General features: G+C 63.3%; 18 protein-coding genes. 10 read left to right on the forward strand and 8 right to left on the reverse strand.

The annotated features are described in order from the left end of the window. Positions 1-10: 10 nt before the first annotated feature. From LOY45_RS20560 to dinG, 4 genes are all read right to left on the reverse strand, one after another. A complete protein-coding gene (locus tag LOY45_RS20560) occupies positions 11-991 on the reverse strand; it encodes an OmpA family protein (RefSeq protein WP_115085656.1) in 981 nt (326 codons plus the stop codon). A gap of 99 nt (positions 992-1,090) precedes the next feature. Beyond that, positions 1,091-2,236: a serine hydrolase domain-containing protein gene (locus tag LOY45_RS20565; protein WP_258578276.1), complete on the reverse strand. Its 1,146-nt coding sequence runs from the start codon at positions 2,234-2,236 to the stop codon at positions 1,091-1,093. Positions 2,237-2,344: 108 nt separating this feature from the next. Beyond that, positions 2,345-4,603: a beta-galactosidase gene (locus LOY45_RS20570; protein WP_258578277.1), complete on the reverse strand. Its 2,259-nt coding sequence runs from the start codon at positions 4,601-4,603 to the stop codon at positions 2,345-2,347. A 79-nt stretch (positions 4,604-4,682) separates the two neighbouring features. Continuing rightward, the gene (dinG, locus tag LOY45_RS20575) at positions 4,683-6,827 is read right to left on the reverse strand and encodes an ATP-dependent DNA helicase DinG (RefSeq protein WP_115085653.1); all 2,145 of its coding nucleotides are present in this window, start codon (positions 6,825-6,827) and stop codon (positions 4,683-4,685) included. A gap of 97 nt (positions 6,828-6,924) precedes the next feature. Between dinG and LOY45_RS20580 the strand changes: the two genes are divergently transcribed. Further along, positions 6,925-7,383, forward strand: coding sequence for a CopD family protein (locus LOY45_RS20580; RefSeq protein ID WP_115085652.1), 459 nt, complete (start codon positions 6,925-6,927; stop codon positions 7,381-7,383). A gap of 70 nt (positions 7,384-7,453) precedes the next feature. Here the strand turns inward: LOY45_RS20580 and LOY45_RS20585 are convergent, their stop codons facing one another. The 4 genes from LOY45_RS20585 to LOY45_RS20600 form a co-directional block, all read right to left on the reverse strand. Then, positions 7,454-8,212 (reverse strand): collagen-like protein, encoded by a 759-nt coding sequence (locus LOY45_RS20585; protein ID WP_258578278.1) that lies wholly within the window; start codon positions 8,210-8,212, stop codon positions 7,454-7,456. After that, entirely contained in the window at positions 8,205-8,480 is a 276-nt protein-coding gene (locus LOY45_RS20590) for a DUF1145 domain-containing protein (protein ID WP_038999146.1), read from the reverse strand. The genes LOY45_RS20585 and LOY45_RS20590 overlap by 8 nt, the downstream gene beginning before the upstream one ends. Before the next feature lie 97 nt (positions 8,481-8,577). Continuing rightward, positions 8,578-9,297, reverse strand: coding sequence for a PA1041 family peptidoglycan-binding anchor lipoprotein (locus LOY45_RS20595; RefSeq protein WP_115085650.1), 720 nt, complete (start codon positions 9,295-9,297; stop codon positions 8,578-8,580). A 90-nt stretch (positions 9,298-9,387) separates the two neighbouring features. Next, positions 9,388-10,080 carry a PA1041 family peptidoglycan-binding anchor lipoprotein gene (locus LOY45_RS20600; RefSeq protein ID WP_115085649.1) on the reverse strand — a complete coding sequence of 231 codons (693 nt, stop codon included), beginning with the start codon at positions 10,078-10,080 and terminating at the stop codon, positions 9,388-9,390. A 160-nt stretch (positions 10,081-10,240) separates the two neighbouring features. Between LOY45_RS20600 and LOY45_RS20605 the strand changes: the two genes are divergently transcribed. From LOY45_RS20605 to LOY45_RS20645, 9 genes are all read left to right on the forward strand, one after another. Then, a complete protein-coding gene (locus LOY45_RS20605) occupies positions 10,241-10,735 on the forward strand; it encodes a DUF6231 family protein (protein ID WP_134061547.1) in 495 nt (164 codons plus the stop codon). Positions 10,736-10,739: 4 nt separating this feature from the next. Beyond that, positions 10,740-11,216 (forward strand): YchJ family protein, encoded by a 477-nt coding sequence (locus LOY45_RS20610; RefSeq protein WP_115085647.1) that lies wholly within the window; start codon positions 10,740-10,742, stop codon positions 11,214-11,216. Positions 11,217-11,221: 5 nt separating this feature from the next. Continuing rightward, complete coding sequence (locus LOY45_RS20615; protein WP_134061546.1) at positions 11,222-11,692, forward strand: LEA/WHy family protein; 471 nt, start codon at positions 11,222-11,224, stop codon at positions 11,690-11,692. Positions 11,693-11,698: 6 nt separating this feature from the next. Continuing rightward, entirely contained in the window at positions 11,699-11,899 is a 201-nt protein-coding gene (locus LOY45_RS20620; protein WP_010221064.1) for an SEC-C metal-binding domain-containing protein, read from the forward strand. 179 nt (positions 11,900-12,078) lie between these two features. Next, positions 12,079-14,520 (forward strand): penicillin acylase family protein, encoded by a 2,442-nt coding sequence (locus LOY45_RS20625; protein ID WP_258578279.1) that lies wholly within the window; start codon positions 12,079-12,081, stop codon positions 14,518-14,520. Positions 14,521-14,714: 194 nt separating this feature from the next. Then, positions 14,715-16,754, forward strand: a complete 2,040-nt coding sequence (locus LOY45_RS20630) for a c-type cytochrome (protein ID WP_258578280.1) — start codon at positions 14,715-14,717, stop codon at positions 16,752-16,754. Positions 16,755-16,919: 165 nt separating this feature from the next. Further along, complete coding sequence (locus LOY45_RS20635) at positions 16,920-17,702, forward strand: transporter substrate-binding domain-containing protein (protein WP_115085643.1); 783 nt, start codon at positions 16,920-16,922, stop codon at positions 17,700-17,702. A 63-nt stretch (positions 17,703-17,765) separates the two neighbouring features. Further along, on the forward strand, positions 17,766-18,494 hold the full coding sequence (locus LOY45_RS20640; protein WP_115085642.1) for an ABC transporter permease: 729 nt from the start codon (positions 17,766-17,768) through the stop codon (positions 18,492-18,494). Further along, positions 18,491-19,201, forward strand: a complete 711-nt coding sequence (locus LOY45_RS20645; protein WP_115085641.1) for an ABC transporter permease — start codon at positions 18,491-18,493, stop codon at positions 19,199-19,201. Before LOY45_RS20640 ends, LOY45_RS20645 begins: the two co-directional genes overlap by 4 nt. Positions 19,202-19,208 lie beyond the last annotated feature (7 nt).

The raw sequence follows: 19,208 nt of genomic DNA on the forward strand, positions 1-19,208 counted from the left end.
TCCTTGACGATCAGTTGGTCTTCGCAGGGCTGGTGTTGGCAGCAACTTTTTTCGCCGCCGGTGCCGCAGCCTTTTTCGCTGCGGGCTTGGCCGCAGGCTTCTTGGCAGCAGCCTTGGCCGGTGCGGCCTTCTTGGCTGCAGTGGCCTTTTTCGCCGGGGCCTTGGCCGCAGGCTTGGCAGCCGGTTTCGCTGCGGCCTTGGCCGGAGCCTTGGCATCCTGCACGGCAACCAGTTCGGCCGGGCTCGGGGTTGGCTGCTTGTATTTGGCCAGCAAGGCGACCATGGTGTTTTGCGGCGTCAGCACCAGTTCGACGCGGCGGTTCAGCGAACGGCCTTCAAGGCTGTCGTTGGCTGCACGCGGCATTTCCGAGCCCATGCCGCGCAGCATCAGGCGATCGCGCTCCAGGCCGCTGAGGCGGAAGATGGCGGCTACCGACTGGGCGCGCTCCTGGCTGAGCTTGGTGTTGGCTGCGGCGACACCACTGGTGTCGGCATGGCCAAGCACCAGTACCGCGGTCTGCTTGTCGGTCTCGACGGCCTTGGCCACACGGGTGATCGGGCCGAGGGTGACCGGCAGAAGCATGGCCGGACGATCCGGGTTGTAGGAGCTGTCGACCGGTACGGTAACTACCAGCACGTCTTCACGGCGCTCGACTTCGAACTTGCTGTCCTTGATGGCTTCGCGCAGCTTCGGCTCATAGCTGTCCAGCCAGGCCTGGGTGGCTTTGTGGTCGATTTTCGGCACGGCAGCGACCTTGCCCTTGTCACCCTCGCCAAACGGCCACCACCAGCGGCTGGCGCTTTCCGACTTGGCGTCGGCCTTGGCGACTTTTTCGGTTACCACTTCCTTAACTTCCTTGTCGACGACCTGGTCCGAGCCAAACGGCCACCAGTTGAAGCCGGCATCAGCGGCCCCGTCCTTCTGAGGATGCTGCGCGCAGCCGGTGACGGCCAGGCACAGGGCGAGAGCTAAGGATTTATGCGAAGACATCAGCGATACACCATGAAAATGAAAGAAATTTGGCCCAGCAATGCAGGGCTTTGGAATTCAGAATAGTCAAAGGGTTCAGGCAGCATCGGGGTTAACCGATCAAAGGCAGCGGGCCAATACCCGTACCAGCTTCTGCGCCCGGGGGTCCATGAGCACATAAGGGCCCAGGGTATTGGTAACAAAGCCAAAGGAAACATCATGTTCCGGATCGGCAAAACCTACCGAGCCGCCCGCCCCCGGGTGACCGAAGGCGCGCGCGCCCAGACCAAAGGTAGCGTTGGCAACGCTTGGCTGGTCGAGCATGCAGCCCAGACCAAAACGAGTCTGGGTCAGCAAGGTCTGATCCTGACCGAGGCTGTGTTCCCGGGTCAGCTCATCCAGCAGTTCCGACTCCAGCAGGCTGCCATCGAGCAAGCCGGCATAGAAACCGGCGAGACTGCGGGCGTTGCCGTGGCCATTGGCCGCCGGTTGCTGCATGCGCCGCCACTCCGGTTTATTGACACTGGTGAGCATCCCTGGCGGGTTGGTGAAGGCGCGGGTCGACAAGGCCTGTGGCTCGCGCAGGGTCACCTGCAGCAGGCGCTTAGCCGCCTCGTCACCCATGTTGCCTTTGCCGCGGGCGATATGCGCGACGCGGTGGAACTCTGCTTCGGCCAGGCCTATATGAAAGTCCAGGCCCAGCGGCCTGGCCGTGCGTGCAACGATCGACTCGCCAGGTTCACGGCCATCGGCACGGCGGATCAACTCGCCGATCAGCCAGCCAAAGGTGATGGCGGCGTAACCGTGGGCGGTACCCGGCGTCCACCAGGGCGATTCGCCAGCCAGCGCCTGGACCATGGTTTGCCAGTCGTAGAGGGCTTCGGCCGGCATCATCTCGCGCAAGGCCGGGACACCGGCGCGATGGCTGAGCAACTGGCGCAGGGTAACCGACTGTTTGTCGGCCTGGGCGAATTCCGGCCAGTAGCGCGCCACCGGCACATCCAGGGCCAACTTGCCCTCGCCCACCAGTTGCAGGGCGGTCACGGCGGTGAACATCTTGGTGCAGGAAAACAGGTTGGCAATGGTGTCGCTGTGCCAGGCCTCGGCCCCGTCTTTATCGGCGCTGCCGGCCCAGAGGTCGATGACGGTTTCGCCGCCGACCTGGATGCACAATGCCGCGCCACGCTCCTGAGGATCGTCGAACAGCGCCGCAAAGGCTTCACGCACCGCTTCGAACTTTAGCTCGTAATGACCCTGAATCTGCACCCAGCAACTCCCCGCGAAACCGGCTTCTCAAAATGGCGTGCATTGTTTCAGCCTGCGCACGATTTGGGAACAGACAGAAGCCGGGCGGTCCATGCCAGGCGGCTGGGGTCAGGGGGCCGTGGGCGCTTTTTCTGTGACACTAAGCGTTTTGCCGAACTGTTCCTGAGTCTGCAGGTTGCTCTTGCGCACACCGTCGACAAAGCCCTGGAATGGCACATCGGTAATACCGACCAGGCCGAAGTGGCCGTTCTCGCCATCGAGCAGACGCCCGCTGGCCGGCTGATCGAGGTACTGGAACCAGTGCACGCCGACAATCGACGGCTCATCCAGCGCCGCCTTGACGAAGCTGGCATAGGCCGGCGCCCTGCCCTCTTCCTTGGCCACTTCCATCGGCCCCGGCCAGAACGGGCCACGGTCACGGGAGCCGAACTGGAACTCGGAGACCAGCACCGGTTTGTCCAGCGCCTTGAGCTGGTTGAAGTCGTAACCGTCCTGAGGCTTGGGCGTGTAGAAGTTGAAGCTGATGACGTCGCAGTACTCGGCACAGGCGGCGACTGCTTCCGGAGTACTCACGGCATAACGGCCACCCAGCAGCAGGTGGTTGGGCGCATGCCATTTCAGTGAGTCGGCAATGGTCTTGAAATAGGTTTCGGCGAAGACCTTCTGGAAGTACTTGAAGTCGGCTTCGATCTCCGGGTGTTCCGGGCTTGGCAGCGGCGGCTCGAAACCCGGGTCTTCCATCAGCTCCCAGGCTGGCAGGTCGATGCCCCAGGCCTTGGACAGGCCAGCCTGGTTGCGGTACTTGTCGCGCAATTGCTTGAGGAAGGCACGCTTGGCCGGCACGTCGGTGGTCAGGCGCAAGGTGCCGTAAGCCAGGGCGTAGCGCGCTTTGGGGTCATCACCGGGGGCAGCCCAGGCCAGTTCGTTGTCGGCAAAGTAACCGATCAGCCAGGGATCGTCGCGGTGGTCGCGGGCGGCAATCGCCACCGCACGCTCGGTGGCCATGGCAAAGCGCGGGTCGAACGGGTCGGGCATACCGCCCCACCAGTCCATGCCGGTGCTGATGCTGGTGTAATCGCCGACGATCGACAGCGGCAAGGTATAGGGCATGCGGCTGGCCTGGCCCAGCGACGGCTCGCTCCAGTTGCCCAGGGTATTGAAGCCCCAGGCCTGCAGGCGGTCGAGGCTATGACCCTGCCAGCGTTGCTTGTCGAAGCTGGCTACCGGGCACTCGACCGCCGGAGCCTTTTCGCTGGCCGCGACCGGCGTGCACGGCGTGCCATGGCTGCGCTCGATATTGGCGGCATAAAAGTCGAACCAGCGCCCCTGGTTGAAGTTGCGGCCACGGGCCGAGCCATTGCCGTCGTTGTTGTTGCCTTCACCGTAGAACTGCGCCAGCGCTTCGCCGGCTTGAGGCAGCGCACTGAACATGGTTTCGCGCCCGGCCACATAGGTGCGGCCACCGTCGGCGGCCACGGTGTTGACGCCCAGGGAATAGAACGGGTGCCCTTCCGGGGTCACCAGGTACCAGCGGCCATCGCGTTTTTCAGTGCGAAAGAAGCCCTTGGCCTCGAACGCCGGGCCATCGCTGATGCCGCCGAACTTGTCCAGCTTGAGCTTGCTGCGCTCGCCCAGCCAGCCCTTGAGCTGCTGCTGTTCACGGCTGGCAGCGGCCTTGAGCTGATCGTCGCTGACAATCTTTTCCGGCCAGCGGCCGCGGGTGGACTGGCCATAGCCGTCGATCAAACCGGTGTACACGGCCTTCTGCAGTTGGTCGTCATCCTGGGTGCCGACGCGCTCGATGAGGATGCTCTGGGCGACGTTGGGTTTGTTCATCGACAAGGTCACCGACACCACCTGCTTGAGATCAACCTCGCCGGCACTGCTGGTCAGCAGCACCCGTTGGCCTTCATGCACCCACGGCATCGGCGGCCCGGCACGCATGCCCTGGCTTAACGGCGAACTGGCCTTGAGCGGCACGTAAACGGTTTGCGCCGGGCCCGCCGGCAGGTCGATGCGGCTGGTGAGGGTCTTGCCGTCGCTGCTTTGCACCGTCACATCGACGGTCAGCGCCCAGTCCATGGCGCTTTGCAGGCGCAGGGTCAGGGCCGTGGCGCTGGACCAGTCCCAGGCCCCGGCTTGCGGGCTCAGGCGTAGTTTTGGCTGCTGCACCGGGTTGAACACCACCCGGCGCAGCACCTCGCCCTCGGCCGTCTGCTCTGCGTTGTACTGCGGCAGGCTGGCATCTTCGGTCACCACATTGACCACGGCGGCCGGGCGAACGAAGCTGAACAGCGTCTGTTGCCCGGCCAGCAGCGGCGTGCTGAACAACAGTGCGAATACGGCAGGCAAGGTACGGCGAATCATAGGGCTGGAGCTCTCCTTGAGGGCCCATGGGGCCTTGAACTGAGTGATAGACAACGCCCGGAGCATTGCGCTCCGGGTTTCAGGAAATTTCTCTGCGAAACGGTGGCAACGCATTGAGAATAGCCTTGCCGTAGCGCTGGGTGACCACGCGCCGATCAAGCAGGGTGATGGTGCCGCGATCCTCTTCGGTGCGCAGCAGACGCCCGCAGGCCTGGATCAGCCGCAGCGAGGCATCCGGCACGGCAATCTCCATGAACGGATTGCCGCCTCGGGCCTCGATCCATTCGGCCAGGGCGGCCTCGACCGGATCATCCGGTACGGCGAATGGGATCTTGGCAATTACCACGTGCTCGCAATAGGCACCCGGCAGGTCGACGCCTTCGGCGAAACTGGCCAGGCCGAACAGCACGCTGGAATCACCGCCATCGACCCGCGCCTTGTGCTTGTTGAGGGTTTCCTGCTTGGACAGGTTGCCCTGGATGAACACCTGCTTGCGCCAGTCGCGATCCAGGCCGTCGAACACGTCCTGCATCTGCTTGCGCGAGGAAAACAGCACCAGCGAACCGCGCGAACCTTCCACCAGCTCCGGCAGGTCGCGGATGATCGCCGCCGTGTGGGCGGCGGCATCACGCGGGTCTGCGCGCAGGTCCGGCACTCGCAACACACCGGCATCGACGTGATGGAACGGGCTCGGCACGACGCTGGTGACCGCAGTTTTGGGCAGCCCGGCACGCATGCGGAAGCGATCGAACTTGCCCAGCGCAGTCAGGGTGGCCGAAGTCACCAGGGCGCCGTGGGCGACGTTCCACAGGTTGCGCCGGAGCATTTCGGCGGCGAGGATCGGGCTGGCATTGACCTCGATATCGAACAAGGCGCCGCTTTCGGCCAGGGTCAGCCAGCGGGCCATGGGCGGGCTGTCTTCCGGGTCTTCGGCAGTGAAAGCGGTCCACAGCTCCCAGTTGCCCTGGGCGCGCATCAACAGGCTGCCGAACAGCGGGTACCATTCTTCGGCCTGATGGCTGGCAATACCGATGTTGACCTCGCCATCCATGCCTTCCTTGAGCAGCTCGGTCAGACGGGTGAACAAGTCGTTCAGTCGCGAGAAGCCCTTCTTCAGCTCGATGCCCATCTCGCGCATGTGCTCGGGCACCACGCCGCCTTCGAAGCGATGGCGGGGCCGCTCGCGGCCTTCCGTGTCTTCGCCTGGGCGGAAGTCGGCGACCTGTTCACAGGCGCTGAACATGAACTGCTGCTGGGCCTTGATCTCCCGGGCCAGTTCCGGCACCTGCTCGATCAGCTTGCCCAGGTCACCCGGCAGCGGGTGCTGGGCGAGTAGTTTGGTCAGGTTCTTGGCGGTCTGCTCGAGCCAGTCGGCGGTCGAGCGCAGCCGGGTGTAATGGGCGAAGTGGCCGATGGCCTTGTCGGGCAGGTGGTGGCCTTCGTCGAACACATAAATGGTGTCGCGCGGGTCCGGCAGCACGGCGCCGCCACCCAGGGCCAGGTCGGCCAGGACCATGTCATGGTTGGTAACGATCACGTCGACCTTGCCCATGCCTTCACGGGCCTTGTAGAAGGTGCATTGGCCGAAGTTCGGACAATGGCGCCCGGTGCACTGGCTGTGGTCGGTGGTCAGGCGCGCCCAGTCCTGGTCTTCCAGGGCCTGGGGCCAGCTGTCCCGGTCGCCATCCCAGCGGTTGCCGGCAAGTTTCTCGATCATGCTGGTGAACAGCTTCTGGCTGGCCTCATCGACCTCGATCCTGAAGCCTTCTTCTTCGAACAGCTGAGCGGTAGCCGATTGTGCCTGGCCTTCCTGCAACAGCACGTCGAGTTTCGACAGGCACAGGTAGCGGCCCCGACCCTTGGCCAGGGCGAAGCTGAAGTTCAGGCCACTGTTGCGCATCAGGTCGGGCAGGTCCTTGAAGACGATCTGCTCCTGCAGGGCAACCGTGGCGGTGGCGATCACCAGGCGCTTGCCGGCCGCCTTGGCCGCCGGGATCGAGGCCAGGCTGTAGGCAACCGTCTTGCCGGTACCGGTACCGGCCTCGACTGCGACCACGGCCGGCTCACCGACGCGCCGACCTTCGTCGTCGCAGTCGATATCGCCAAGCACCTTGGCCACTTCGGCAATCATCAGGCGCTGGCCATAGCGGGGCTTGAGGCTCTTGGCTTCGAGAAAACGCGAATAGGCGCCCTGAATCGTGGTTTTGAGTTCGTTGCTGATCATGGTTTCGGGGCGCCCGAAGGGCTGGATAAATTTTCAGTGTTTCGATTGGGTCGCTATCATACCCCGCTATTGCCCTTTGCGCCGAATGGAGATCCCGATGCCCGTCTTTGCCCTGTCTTATAGCCTGCATGTTCTGGCCGCCCTGGTGTGGGTAGGCGGGATGTTCTTCGCCTGGCTGGTCCTGCGCCCGGCGGCGGTTGCAGCCCTGGACGGTCCCGCTCGCCTGCGCCTTTGGGTGGAAGTGTTTCAGCGTTTTTTCGTGTGGGTGTGGATGGCAATTGCGCTGTTGGCGATCAGCGGTATGCTCATGATCAACACGCGTTTTGCCAGCTTCGAAACGACACCGCGCCATGTCCAGGTGATGATCGGCGGCGGCATCGCGATGTTCGCCCTGTTCTTTCGTATCCAGTCGTTGCTGTACCCGGAGTTGCGCAAGGCGGTGCAGGCCGAAGACTGGCCTGCGGGCGCGGCGGCAATGGCGAAGATTCGGCGGATGGTCGGGATCAACCTGATGCTGGGGATTGCGGTGGTGCTGTCGGGTGGGGTGTTGTGGTGAATTGAAGGCCGGGGGGCTGCTACGCAGCCCATCGCCGGCAAGGCCGGCTCCCACAGGGTCGGCGTATTTTTTACAGGCGCTGCAAAATCAACTCCCCAGCCGCCCCGGCCGAGCCCGGCTGACCCGCCGCACCAGGCTTGCCCGCAGCACCGCCCGCCGTGCTGTAAACCAGACAACCCTTGCTCGCGCCACCAGCACCCGGCTTGCCCGCTGCCCCTGCGACGCCTGGCGCACCACCCTCTAGCTGCACCACTATGCGCTCGGCGGGGAAACCTGCCGGTAGCGCCAGCCGTACCCGGCCACCAGGCGCGCCATCATGGCCATTGCCACCGTTGTCGCCATTAGCCCCGCGGCTGGCCTGGCCCCAGGTACAGCCACCGGGCTTGCCGTTGGCGCCATCGAGGCCGACGTACCCCGGAGCACCGGCTCCGCCACGGGCATCAATTGCCAAAGTCGACGCCTGCAGCTCATGCAACTGCAACTCCAGGTTGCGTCCGGCCTTTGCCGCCTTTTCATACGTACCCGGCGCACCATGGGCGACAATCTGGCTGCCCTCGCCCAAACTGGCCCGGCTCACTTCGATCTGCAGGGTGGTCTCTGCCGGCACGATGGCAATCCGCGCCTCTTGGCCCAGGTGCAACTCATCGACCTTGAGATCGACCAGGCTGGCGGGCAACAACAGGGTGGCGGAATCAGCAACGTCCAGGCGCTGCAAGTGCACGACGCTGGACTTGTTTGGCAAGCGCAGCACCGAATGGGCGGCCACGCTGATGGCATCGGCCAGGGCCAGGGGGCTGAACAACGCGGCCAGAATGATCAATTTACGCATGAGCAGCTTCCTTGCGGGGTGCCGGAATTGAAAGAACATGAAAAATACCGACCAGCAGGATCTGCAAGCGATCGAACCAACGGTGGCTGCGCTCGCGCAAGCAACCATTGAACATCAACACTTCCAGCAGGTGCAGGCCAAGCAGGGCAGCACCGGCGGCATTGATCAGCAGGTGGAAGGGGTGCTCCAGCGGGATCAGCAGATTCACCAGTACCACCCACCAGAACACCACGGTAAGGGCCTTGGCCAACCCCAGTAAGCCTTGCATAGGCGCCCCCTGTTGTTATTTTTCACAGGCGATGCCAGGTACGCTGGCATCGCCTGCAACAGTAACGGCTGACACAGCCCTTGTGCCAGCGCTTCGATCAATTAAGGTGCAGCTCCACCCTGCGGTTCTGCGCGCGGCCGGCATCGGTCGAGTTGTCGGCGATCGGCTGGCTTTCGCCACGGCCCTGGCTGGTGACTTTCGACGGCGCCAGGCCCTGACTGATCAGATACTCGGCAACGCTACTCGCACGCCGCTCGGAGAGTGCCTGGTTGTAGGCATCGGAACCCTGACTGTCGGTATGGCCGATGACCTTGACGCTGACGACGTTGGCGCCATTGAGCTTGCCGGTCAGCGCCTGCAGCTGTTGATGGGCCGCGCTGGTCAGTTCCGCTGAGTCGTAGGCGAACATCACGGCGCCCTGATCGTTGAGGGTGATCACTTCTGAAGTAGCCGCAGGTTCCGCCGCTTTCTGACTGGTCGGGTACTGCGGCAGCGGGCAACCGGTGTGGCTGACCGGAGTGTTGGCCGGTGTATCGGGGCAACGGTCGCGACGGTCGAACACGCCGTCTTCATCTTTGTCACCGTCCTGGGCATAACAGATCAGGCCGCCGGCAATTGCACCGGCGGCACCGGCGCCGGCTGCCCAGGCGGAGCTTTCGATGGCGCCCAGGCCACCACCGACCAGGCCGCCCAGCAGACTGCAGATAGGCCAGGTCCTTTGATTGAGTGGGGCACTGCCATCGCTGTGGGTCGCGCAACCGGAGAGCAGGCTTGCGGCCATAAGGACCGGCAGCGCGGCCTTGGAGAGAACACTCATGAGAATTGCTCCTGTGTCACCGGCCTCTACCGGTCACACAGGAGTAAAGACCGGCCTGCGGTACTTCTCAAGCCGCAGGCCGCTGGCGCTTCAGCGCTCGATGCGAATTTCCGTACGACGGTTCTGCGCCCGGCCATCGGCAGTGGCATTGTCGGCCACCGGCTGGGTTTCACCCGCGCCCTGTACCGAAACGAAACTGCTGCGTGGCACACCGCTCTCGATCAGGTACTCGGTGACCGAATGGGCGCGGCGTTCCGAGAGCTTCTGGTTGTAGGCATCGGAGCCTTTGCTGTCGGTATGGCCGGTGACGCTCAAGCGCGCGCTCGCCGCTTCGTTTTTCAGGCGCGTGGCAATGGTATTGAGGCGTTCCTTGTCGGCCGCGGTCAGCTTGGCCGAATCGAATTCGAAGTGAACATCACGGATGACAATGACCTCTTCCTTGACCACGGCCACTTCTTCAACCACGGCCACCGGCTCTGGTGGACAGCCGTTGGCATCGACCTGCACGCCACGCGGTGTGCCCGGGCACTTGTCGCGGCTGTCTGGCACGCCATCGCCATCTTCGTCGCCATCACCATGGGCCCAGCAGTAGCCCGCCGCCAGGCCACCGCCCAGCAACGCGCCCCAGCCTGCCCAGCTGGAACTTTCGATGGCGCCCAAGGCTGCGCCGCCTACGCCCCCGACGGCAGCACACTTCGGCCAGTCGGTTTTTTGCAAACCTGCACAACCAGTCAACACGCTGGTTAGCAGAACCAGAGGTAATGCTGTGCGTACTATGCTCATTTTGATGCATCTCCTAGGGGGAATCGGTGCAAAACCGATGCTCTGGGAGTAAAGACCGCCTCATTGATATCCGCCAGCAATAGGCCATGATGCGACGGCGCAGCACTATGCCAAGTGACGCCAGACCGTTAATCTTGACGCATCTGACCGAGGATTCCCGATGATGGACGGCTTTTCCCAACGCACTCCGCAACAGGCCCTCGCCGCCCTGCTCGATCGCCACGTACCGCAACGCCTGCTATTGATAGGTGAGCGATTTCCGGCCCTGGAGGCTTTCGCCCTGGCCCATCCCGAGGTGCACATCGACGTCGCCAGCCCCGGCCCGCTACCTGTGGAGCTGGCAGCGCAACGCTTCGACCTGGCGCTGCTGGTCGATTGCCTGGAGCACCTGCCCAAACGCGATGGCCTGCAGTTGCTCGGCGGCATCCGCAACCTCAATACCAGCCGCGTGGCGGTGCTGGCCGACTTGAGCGCCTGCGGCTGGCAGGAGACCGACTTCTTTGCCCTGGCGTTGCAGGCCAGCGAAAAATTCAAGCGGGATGCGCAGGTTCTGAACCTGTTCACCTATGATCTACGTGAATACAAACAGGTCCCGGACTGGCTCAACGCCAAGTTCTGGGCCAACCCGGAAAATTTTGGCAAGTACTGGTGGTGAAGCAATGAGTATCTCGGTTTGTCCCTGCGGTAGCGGCGATCTGCTTGATACCTGTTGCGGGCATTATCACGCAGGGCTTCCCGCCCCCGACGCACAGACCCTGATGCGTTCGCGCTACAGCGCCTACGTGCTGGGGCTGGTCGACTACCTGGTGACCACCACCCTGCCGGTGCAGCAGGCAGGGCTCGATCGCGAGGCGATCAAGGCCTGGAGCCAGCAAAGCACCTGGCTGGGCCTTGAGGTGGAAAGCGCCGAGGTGTTCGGTGGCAAGCCTGAACATGCGTTCGTGACCTTCACCGCCCGCTGGCACGACAACGACGGCGAGCATTGCCACCGCGAACGCTCGGCTTTCGTGCAGAACCAGGGCTGCTGGTACTTCATCGACCCCACGGTTGGCCTCAAGGCCACGCGCAACGATCCCTGCCCGTGCAACAGCGGGCAGAAATTCAAGAAGTGCTGCTCCAGTTACCTGGGTAGCTGAGCCTGATGGCCCGCCTGTTGCTGATCGGCGTTTTGCTACTGCAACTGGCGGGTTGCGCCAGCTGGCTGGACGCTGACTATCAGGACCCGCAGGTCCATCTGCTCAAGGTCGAACCGCTGAAGATGCGCCTGCTGCAACAGGAGTTCGTGCTCCATGTGCAGGTCGACAACCCCAATGACAGCCGTCTGTTCATCCGTTACCTGGGCTACAAGGTGCTGATCAACGACCTGCCGCTGACCGAAGGCGAAGCCAGCCTGTGGCGCAGCGTCGGCCCTCACGCGCGGCGCACCTTCAAGATTGCGGTGCGCACCAACCTCTGGCAGCAGGTCAAACCCCTGGCAAAACTGCTCAAGGGCGCCGAGGGTCCATTGCGCTATCGCCTGGAAGGTGAGCTCAGCAGCGGATTATTCTTCGCTCGCGACCTGCACTTGTCGCGCAGTGGTGAGATAATTCCCGGCGATCTTATTCCGGAGTAACCTAAGATGACCCAGCAACCCCATGTCCATGGCCCTGACTGCAACCACGATCATGATCACCACGACCATGACCATGGCCATGTACACGGCCCGCACTGCAACCACGGCCACCAGGAGCCGGTGCGCAACGCCCTGAAGGACGTCGGCCGCAACGATCCGTGCCCATGCGGCAGCAGCAAGAAGTTCAAGAAGTGCCACGGGGCCTGATCGCGGCCCCATAGCAGTGGTCGCCGCTTGTGTCCTGCGCAGGCGCGACCGCTAGCCCCACCCTTTCAGGCTTGACGTCACGTCAGCTACTGAAAATAAAGGCTGCGCCCCGCTTGCATGGCGTGATCGCGCTCACTAACGTAGCGCCTTTTACCGCCACGCCCTGCAGGAGCCTGAACATGGCCGCGCCAGCCCTTCCCCCTTTTACCCCCCGGTTCGGCGTAGCCGCTGCGTTGCTCGGGCTGCTCAGCCTGGGTGGCTGCCAGATGGCCGGCCAGCGTGACAGCGTGCTGCCCAGTACCGGCGTACAGCCGCTCAAGGGCCTGGCGCAGAATGTTTCGGTACGCCGCAACGCCATGGGCATGCCGCTGATCGAATCGAGCAACTTCCACGACGCACTGTTCGCCCTGGGTTACGTCCACGCCGGTGACCGTATCGGCCAGATGGTCGGCATGCGCCTGCTGGCTCAAGGTCGCCTGGCGGAAATGGCCGGCGCCGATGTGCTGGAAGTCGACCGCTTGATGCGCGCGGCCAACCTCAAGGCCAGCGCCAACCAGCTGTACGCCGATGCCTCGCCACGCCTCAAGCGTTTCTTCGAGGTGTATGCCCGCGGGGTCAACGCTTATATGTTCCGCTACCGCGACAAGCTGCCGGCGCCACTGGCGCAGAGTGGCTACCGCCCGGAATACTGGAAGCCCGAGGACTCGGCGCTGATCTTCTGCCTGTACAACTTCAGCCAGTCGGTCAACCTGCAGGAAGAACTCGCCGCCCTGGGCCTGGCGCAAAAAGTCGGCACCGACAAGCTGGCCTGGCTGTTGCCAAGCTACCCTGACGAGCCCCTGGCCCTGGCCGAAACCGACAAGCTCAAAGGCCTGAACCTGAACACCCAGCTGGCGGGCCTGGCGCCACTGACGGCGGTCAGCGAACAATTGGCCGCGCTCAACCTGCTCGGCACGGCCGGCTCCAGCAACTGGGCGATTGCCCCGCAGCGCAGCCGCAGCGGCAAGAGCCTGATGGCCAGCGACAACCTCGGCGCCTGGGCCATGAGCCCGGTGCAGATCCGTTCGCCCAAGTACCAGGCCGCGGGCGTGTCGATTGCCGGCCTGCCGCTGGTGCTCTCCGGCTACAACGGCAAGCTGGCCTGGAGCGCCAGTGCGGTGATGGCCGACAACCAGGACCTGTTCCTGGAAAAACTGCGCAAGGAAGGCAGCCGCCTGATGTACCAGGCCGACGGCAAATGGCTGCCGGCCCAGGCACGCAACGAGACCTTCTTCATCAAGGGCCAGCGCCCGCTGCGTGAAACCCTGTACGACACCCGCCACGGCACCCTGCTCGGCCAACCGCAGAATGCCAGCCTGGGCCTGGCCCTGCGCATGCCTGAGCTCAAGGGCGACCAGAGCCTGGACGCCTTCTTCAACCTGTCGCGGGCGCAGAATGTCGAGCGCGCCTTCGACAACACCCGCGAGATTGGCGCTGCGGCGCTGAACTTCGTGTTTGCCGACGCCAGCAATATCGGCTGGCAGGTCAGCGGGCGCTTCCCCAACCGCCGCGAAGGCCAGGGCCTGCTGCCGTCGCCGGGCTGGGACGGACGCTACGACTGGGACGGTTACGCCGACCCGATGCTCCACCCCTATGACCAGGACCCGCCCCAGGGCTGGATCGGCAATGCCAACCAGCGCAGCGTGCCCAAGGGCTATGGTATGCAGCTGTCCAACAGCTGGTACTACCCCGAGCGCGCCGAGCGCCTGGCGCAACTGGCCGGCAACGGCAAGCACGACAGCCGCAGCCTGATGCTGATGCAAAACGACCAGACCACGCTGTTTGCCGACAAGCTGAAAAAGATGTTCCAAGCCCCCGGCATGGCCCAACCGCTGAAACAGGCGATCGACGCCCTGCCTGCCGAGCAACGGACCAAGGCCCGCGAGGCCTACACCCGCTTGATGGCCTTCGATGGTCGGCTGAGTACCACTTCGGCAGATGCCGCCCTGTACCAACTGTTCCTGCAGGAAAGCGCCAAGCTGACCTTCCTCGACGAGCTCGGCCCTGAATCCAGCCCGAGCTGGCAGGCCTTCGTCGGCAACGCCCGGCTGTCGTACTCGGCCCAGGCCGACCACTTGCTCGGTCGCGAAGACAGCCCGTTCTGGGACGATCAGAAAACCGCGCAAAAAGAAGACAAGCCGGCCATTCTCGCCCGCAGCCTGGCAGCAGCAATCACTGCCGGCGAAGCGCAACTGGGCAATAATCCGCGCGCCTGGCAATGGGGCAAGCTGCACCAGTACCGCTGGCCGGCGCCGACTTTCCATGGACTGGGTGACGCGGTCAGTCGCGGCCCGCTGGCCACGGGCGGCGACCACAGCACCTTGAACCTTGCGCCCTATGCCTGGGGCAAGGACTTCAACGCGCAATTGGCACCGTCACTGCGCATGGTGGTGGACTTCGGCCAGATTGAACCGCTGCAACTGCAAAGCAGCAGCGGCCAGTCCGGCAACCCGGCCAGCCCGCACTTTGCCGATGCTCTGGATGCCTGGTTCAAGGGCCGCTACATGAGCCTGCCGCTGCAACCACAAAACTTCGACCGCGCCTACGGCAACAAGCGCCTGACCCTGGTGCCGGGCAGGTAAAACCGCGCAATCCGCATGCGCAGCCGGTGCAATGCCGGCTGCGCTGATCCATATCAACAGCCCCCGCCGGCAAATCCCTTACAACGAAACTGAGGCAAGTTTCGTTACCCGCCTCCGCCTGATGAACCATAAAAACGATTGCAGCCCTGCGCCCAGGGGACCACCCCAGGCCAGGTGACTAAAGGAATAATGCAATGGCATCTGCCTTCTCCCGTCTGGCCCTGGTGGCCACGACCGTGTTCTCGTTCTCCGTCCTCGCCAGCGAGCCGTCCCCGGCAGCGGCGGCCGACAGCGAACTGCTTGCCCGAGGCAAATACATCGCCCAGCTCGGCGACTGCATTGCCTGCCACACCGCCCCGCAAGCACCGGAAATGGCCGGTGGCCTGCAACTGAAAACGCCGATGGGTACCATCTACTCCAGCAACATCACCCCCGACCCGGACACCGGCATCGGCCGCTACAGCTTCGAGCAGTTCGACAAGGCCATGCGCGAAGGCGTGACTCCGGACGGCACCAACCTCTACCCGGCAATGCCCTACCCGTCCTACGCGAAAATGAGCGAAGCGGACATGCGCGCTCTGTACGGGTATCTGATGCAGGGCGTGACGCCGATCAGCCAGTCCAACCAGGAAGCGGACATGAGCTGGCCGTTCAACATGCGCTGGGGCCTGTCGCTGTGGAACTTCGCCTTCGTCGACAGCGAGCCCTTCGAGCCCGATCCCGCCAAGGACGAAGTGCTCAATCGGGGTGCCTACCTGGTGCAGGGCCTGGGCCATTGTGGTGCCTGCCATACCCCGCGCGGCATCGCCTTCCAGGAAAAGGCCATGAGCGACGCCGGCCGCAGCGGCAAGCACTTCCTCGCCGGTGAAACCGTGGAGCATTGGCAGGCCCTGAGCCTGCGCAACCTGTGGACGGTGCAAGACACCGTGCAATTGCTCAAGACCGGGCAGAACCGCTTTGCCACGGTGTCGGGCAACATGGCCGACGTCATTCATCACAGTACCCAGCACTTCAGCGACGGCGACCTGGTGGCCATCGCCAGCTACCTGAAATCGCTGCCGCCGGGCAAGGATGACCTGCCGATGCCGGATATTCCGCTGGCCGCAGCCGTCGCCCCGGATGACCTGTTCAGCAGCCGCGGCGGCCTGGGCTACACCCAGTTCTGCAGCGATTGCCACCGCCCGGACGGGCGTGGGGTCCCGGGCCTGTTCCCGCCGTTGGCCGGCAACCCGAGCATCGCCTCGGCCAACCCGACCTCCTTGCTGCACATCACCCTCACCGGCTGGGAGACCGCGCAAACCGCCACCCATTCGCGGATCTACACCATGCCGGGCTTCGCCCGCCTGGCCGATGAAGAAATCGCCGAAATCCTGAGTTTCGTGCGTAGCCGCTGGGGCAACGACAGCTCGCCGATCACCGCCAAACAGGTGAAAACCCTGCGTGGCCAGCTCAACCCGCAGACCACCGACTCAACGGCGTTTGAAACCCCGCGCCTGGCCAACCTGCTCGCCGCAGCCAACGCCGACCAGGTGATCCGTGGCATGCGCCTGCACTTGCAGACCCGCGAGTTGCTGCCGGACAACGTTGGCAACGCGCTGAACTGCACCAGTTGCCACCTCAACGCCGGTACCGTGGCCGACGGCTCGCCGTTTGTCGGCGTTTCGGCGTTCTTCCCCAGCTACGCACCCCGGGCGGGCAAGGAAGTCACCCTTGAAGAGCGCATCAATGGCTGCTTCCGTCGTTCGATGAACGGCAAGCCGCTGCCGCCGCAATCAGCGGACATGCAGGCGATGGTGGCCTATTTCGACTGGATGAAAATGAACACCCAGCCGGGCGACAAAGTGGCCGGGCGCGGGGTCGGCAAGATCGATACCGCGATCAAGCCGGACCTGGACAACGGCAAGCAGGTGTATGCCGAACAATGTGCGGTGTGCCATGGCAGCAATGGCGAGGGCCTGGCCCGTGAAGACGGCAGCCTGGTGTACCCGCCGCTGTGGGGCGATCAGTCGTTCAACATCGGCGCCGGTATGGCCCGCACCTATACCGCCGCAGCGTTCGTCAAACGCAACATGCCGATCGGCTTCCACGAGAAGTTCCCGCTGGGCCAGGGTGGCTTGAGTGATCAGGAAGCGGTGGATGTCGCAGCCTGGTTCTCGCAGCAGCCACGGCCGGACTTCCCGGACAAGGTCAAGGATTGGCCTAACGGTGGCAAGCCGGTGGATGCGCGCTACTGAGGCTATTCAGGGCCGCGCTGCGGTCCATCGCTGGCAAGGCCAGCTCCCACAGAATGTGGGCGCTGGCCTGGAATATGGTGTGAAACTTGCTATCACTGTGTTGTCTGGCATCGACCGGTAACGGCTTTGTGCCACCCCAACACTTTGCGAATCCAAGGACACACAATGAAAAAAGCATGGCTGACGCTTTCCGCACTCGCGTTGTGTCTGGCTGCGGGGAATACCCTGGCCAAGGAATACAAGGAGCTGCGCTTTGGCGTCGATCCGTCTTATGCACCGTTCGAATCGAAAGCCGCCGACGGTACCCTGGTGGGCTTCGATATCGACCTGGGCAATGCCATCTGCGCTGAGCTCAAGGTCAAGTGCAAGTGGGTGGAAAGCGACTTCGACGGCATGATTCCGGGGCTCAAGGCCAATAAGTTCGATGGCGTGATCTCGTCGATGACCGTTACCCCGGCGCGCGAGAAAGTCATCGACTTCTCCAATGAACTGTTCTCCGGCCCCACCGCCCTGGTATTCAAGAAAGGCTCGGGCCTGACTGCCGACCCGGCCTCGCTCAAAGGCAAGACCGTCGGCTATGAGCAAGGCACCATCCAGGAAGCCTATGCCAAGGCAGTGCTGGATAAAGCCGGAGTCAAGACCCAGGCCTACCAGAACCAGGACCAGGTCTACGCCGACCTGACCTCCGGACGCCTGGATGCCTCGATCCAGGACATGCTCCAGGCTGAACTGGGCTTCCTCAAATCGCCAAAAGGCGTCGACTACGAAGTCAGCCAGCCGGTCGAAAGCGAATTGCTGCCGTCCAAGACCGCCATCGGTATCAAAAAAGGTAACACTGAGCTCAAGGCGCTCCTGGATAAAGGTATCAAAGCGTTACACGACGATGGCACCTACGCCACGATCCAGAAAAAACACTTCGGTGACCTGAACCTCTACAGCGGCAAATAACCATTGGGGGAACCGGTAACGCCGGTTCCCCCATGATCGTGTCTACTGGCATAGGTTCGTTTCATGTTCGAAGACCTGCTGCAGTTCCTGGGGCTCTCGGCATTCAGCTTGAAGGGCTTTGGCCCCTTGCTGCTGCAGGGCACCTGGATGACCATCAAATTATCCATCATGTCGCTGCTGGTCAGCGTTGGCCTGGGCCTGCTCGGCGCCAGCGCCAAGCTCTCGCCGGTGCGCCCGCTGCGCCTGATCGCCCAGGCCTACACCACGCTGATTCGCGGGGTGCCGGACCTGGTACTGATGCTGCTGATTTTCTACAGCCTGCAAACCTGGCTGACGACCCTGACCGATACCATGGAATGGGAATACATCGAAATCGACCCGTTTGCCGCCGGGGTCATCACCCTCGGTTTCATCTACGGCGCCTATTTCACCGAAACCTTCCGCGGCGCCATCCTCGCCGTGCCCCGTGGCCAGGTCGAAGCAGCAACCGCCTACGGCCTCAAGCGCCTGCAACGCTTTCGCTTCGTGGTCTTCCCGCAAATGATGCGCTTCGCCCTGCCGGGCATCGGCAACAACTGGATGGTGATGCTCAAGGCCACCGCCCTGGTGTCGATCATCGGCCTGGCCGACCTGGTCAAGGCCGCCCAGGATGCCGGCAAAAGCAGCTACCAGCTGTTCTACTTCCTGGTGGTCGCGGCCTTCATCTACCTGTTGATCACCAGTGCCTCGAACGTGGGCCTGCGCTGGCTGGAACGGCGCTATAACGTCGGCACCCGGGAGGCCATCCGATGATCGAACTCCTGCAGGAATACTGGCGCGACTTCCTCTACACCGACGGCACCCACATCACCGGCCTGGCCATGACCATGTGGTTGCTGACCGCGTCGCTGGCCATCGGTTTCGTGGTCTCGATCCCGCTGTCGATTGCGAGGGTTTCGCCGCGCTTCTGGATTCGCTGGCCGGTGCAGTTCTACACCTACCTGTTCCGCGGCACGCCGTTGTATATCCAGTTGCTGATCTGCTACACCGGGATCTACAGCCTGGAAGCGGTACGCGCCCAGCCAATGCTCGACAGCTTTTTTCGCGATGCGATGAATTGCACCATCCTCGCCTTCGCCCTCAACACCTGCGCCTACACCACGGAGATTTTCGCCGGGGCGATCCGCAGCATGAACCACGGTGAAGTCGAGGCCGCCAAGGCCTACGGCCTGCGCGGCTGGAAACTTTATGCTTATATCATCATGCCGTCGGCGCTGCGCCGCTCGCTGCCGTACTACAGCAACGAGGTGATCCTGATGCTGCATTCCACCACGGTGGCCTTCACCGCCACCGTGCCGGACATCCTCAAGGTCGCCCGCGACGCCAACTCGGCCACGTTTCTGACATTCCAGTCGTTTGGCATTGCCGCCGTGATCTACCTGTGCGTGACTTTTGCCCTGGTAGGGCTGTTCCGCCTCGCCGAACGTCGCTGGCTGGCTTTTCTAGGACCGACTCACTAGGACTGAT

This window comes from Pseudomonas wadenswilerensis (genome assembly GCF_024749185.1).
Lineage (GTDB): Bacteria > Pseudomonadota > Gammaproteobacteria > Pseudomonadales > Pseudomonadaceae > Aquipseudomonas > Aquipseudomonas wadenswilerensis.

Coding starts and splice junctions, on each gene's coding strand:
- LOY45_RS20640 (WP_115085642.1), top strand. CDS start 17,766: ATGTTCGAAGACCTGCTGCAGTTCCTGGGGCTCTCGGCATTCAGCTTG.
- LOY45_RS20580 (WP_115085652.1), top strand. CDS start 6,925: ATGCCCGTCTTTGCCCTGTCTTATAGCCTGCATGTTCTGGCCGCCCTG.
- LOY45_RS20605 (WP_134061547.1), top strand. CDS start 10,241: ATGATGGACGGCTTTTCCCAACGCACTCCGCAACAGGCCCTCGCCGCC.
- LOY45_RS20570 (WP_258578277.1), bottom strand. CDS start 4,603: ATGATTCGCCGTACCTTGCCTGCCGTATTCGCACTGTTGTTCAGCACG.
- dinG (WP_115085653.1), bottom strand. CDS start 6,827: ATGATCAGCAACGAACTCAAAACCACGATTCAGGGCGCCTATTCGCGT.
- LOY45_RS20590 (WP_038999146.1), bottom strand. CDS start 8,480: ATGCAAGGCTTACTGGGGTTGGCCAAGGCCCTTACCGTGGTGTTCTGG.
- LOY45_RS20635 (WP_115085643.1), top strand. CDS start 16,920: ATGAAAAAAGCATGGCTGACGCTTTCCGCACTCGCGTTGTGTCTGGCT.
- LOY45_RS20630 (WP_258578280.1), top strand. CDS start 14,715: ATGGCATCTGCCTTCTCCCGTCTGGCCCTGGTGGCCACGACCGTGTTC.
- LOY45_RS20645 (WP_115085641.1), top strand. CDS start 18,491: ATGATCGAACTCCTGCAGGAATACTGGCGCGACTTCCTCTACACCGAC.
- LOY45_RS20595 (WP_115085650.1), bottom strand. CDS start 9,297: ATGAGTGTTCTCTCCAAGGCCGCGCTGCCGGTCCTTATGGCCGCAAGC.
- LOY45_RS20610 (WP_115085647.1), top strand. CDS start 10,740: ATGAGTATCTCGGTTTGTCCCTGCGGTAGCGGCGATCTGCTTGATACC.
- LOY45_RS20620 (WP_010221064.1), top strand. CDS start 11,699: ATGACCCAGCAACCCCATGTCCATGGCCCTGACTGCAACCACGATCAT.
- LOY45_RS20600 (WP_115085649.1), bottom strand. CDS start 10,080: ATGAGCATAGTACGCACAGCATTACCTCTGGTTCTGCTAACCAGCGTG.
- LOY45_RS20615 (WP_134061546.1), top strand. CDS start 11,222: ATGGCCCGCCTGTTGCTGATCGGCGTTTTGCTACTGCAACTGGCGGGT.
- LOY45_RS20625 (WP_258578279.1), top strand. CDS start 12,079: ATGGCCGCGCCAGCCCTTCCCCCTTTTACCCCCCGGTTCGGCGTAGCC.
- LOY45_RS20585 (WP_258578278.1), bottom strand. CDS start 8,212: ATGCGTAAATTGATCATTCTGGCCGCGTTGTTCAGCCCCCTGGCCCTG.
- LOY45_RS20560 (WP_115085656.1), bottom strand. CDS start 991: ATGTCTTCGCATAAATCCTTAGCTCTCGCCCTGTGCCTGGCCGTCACC.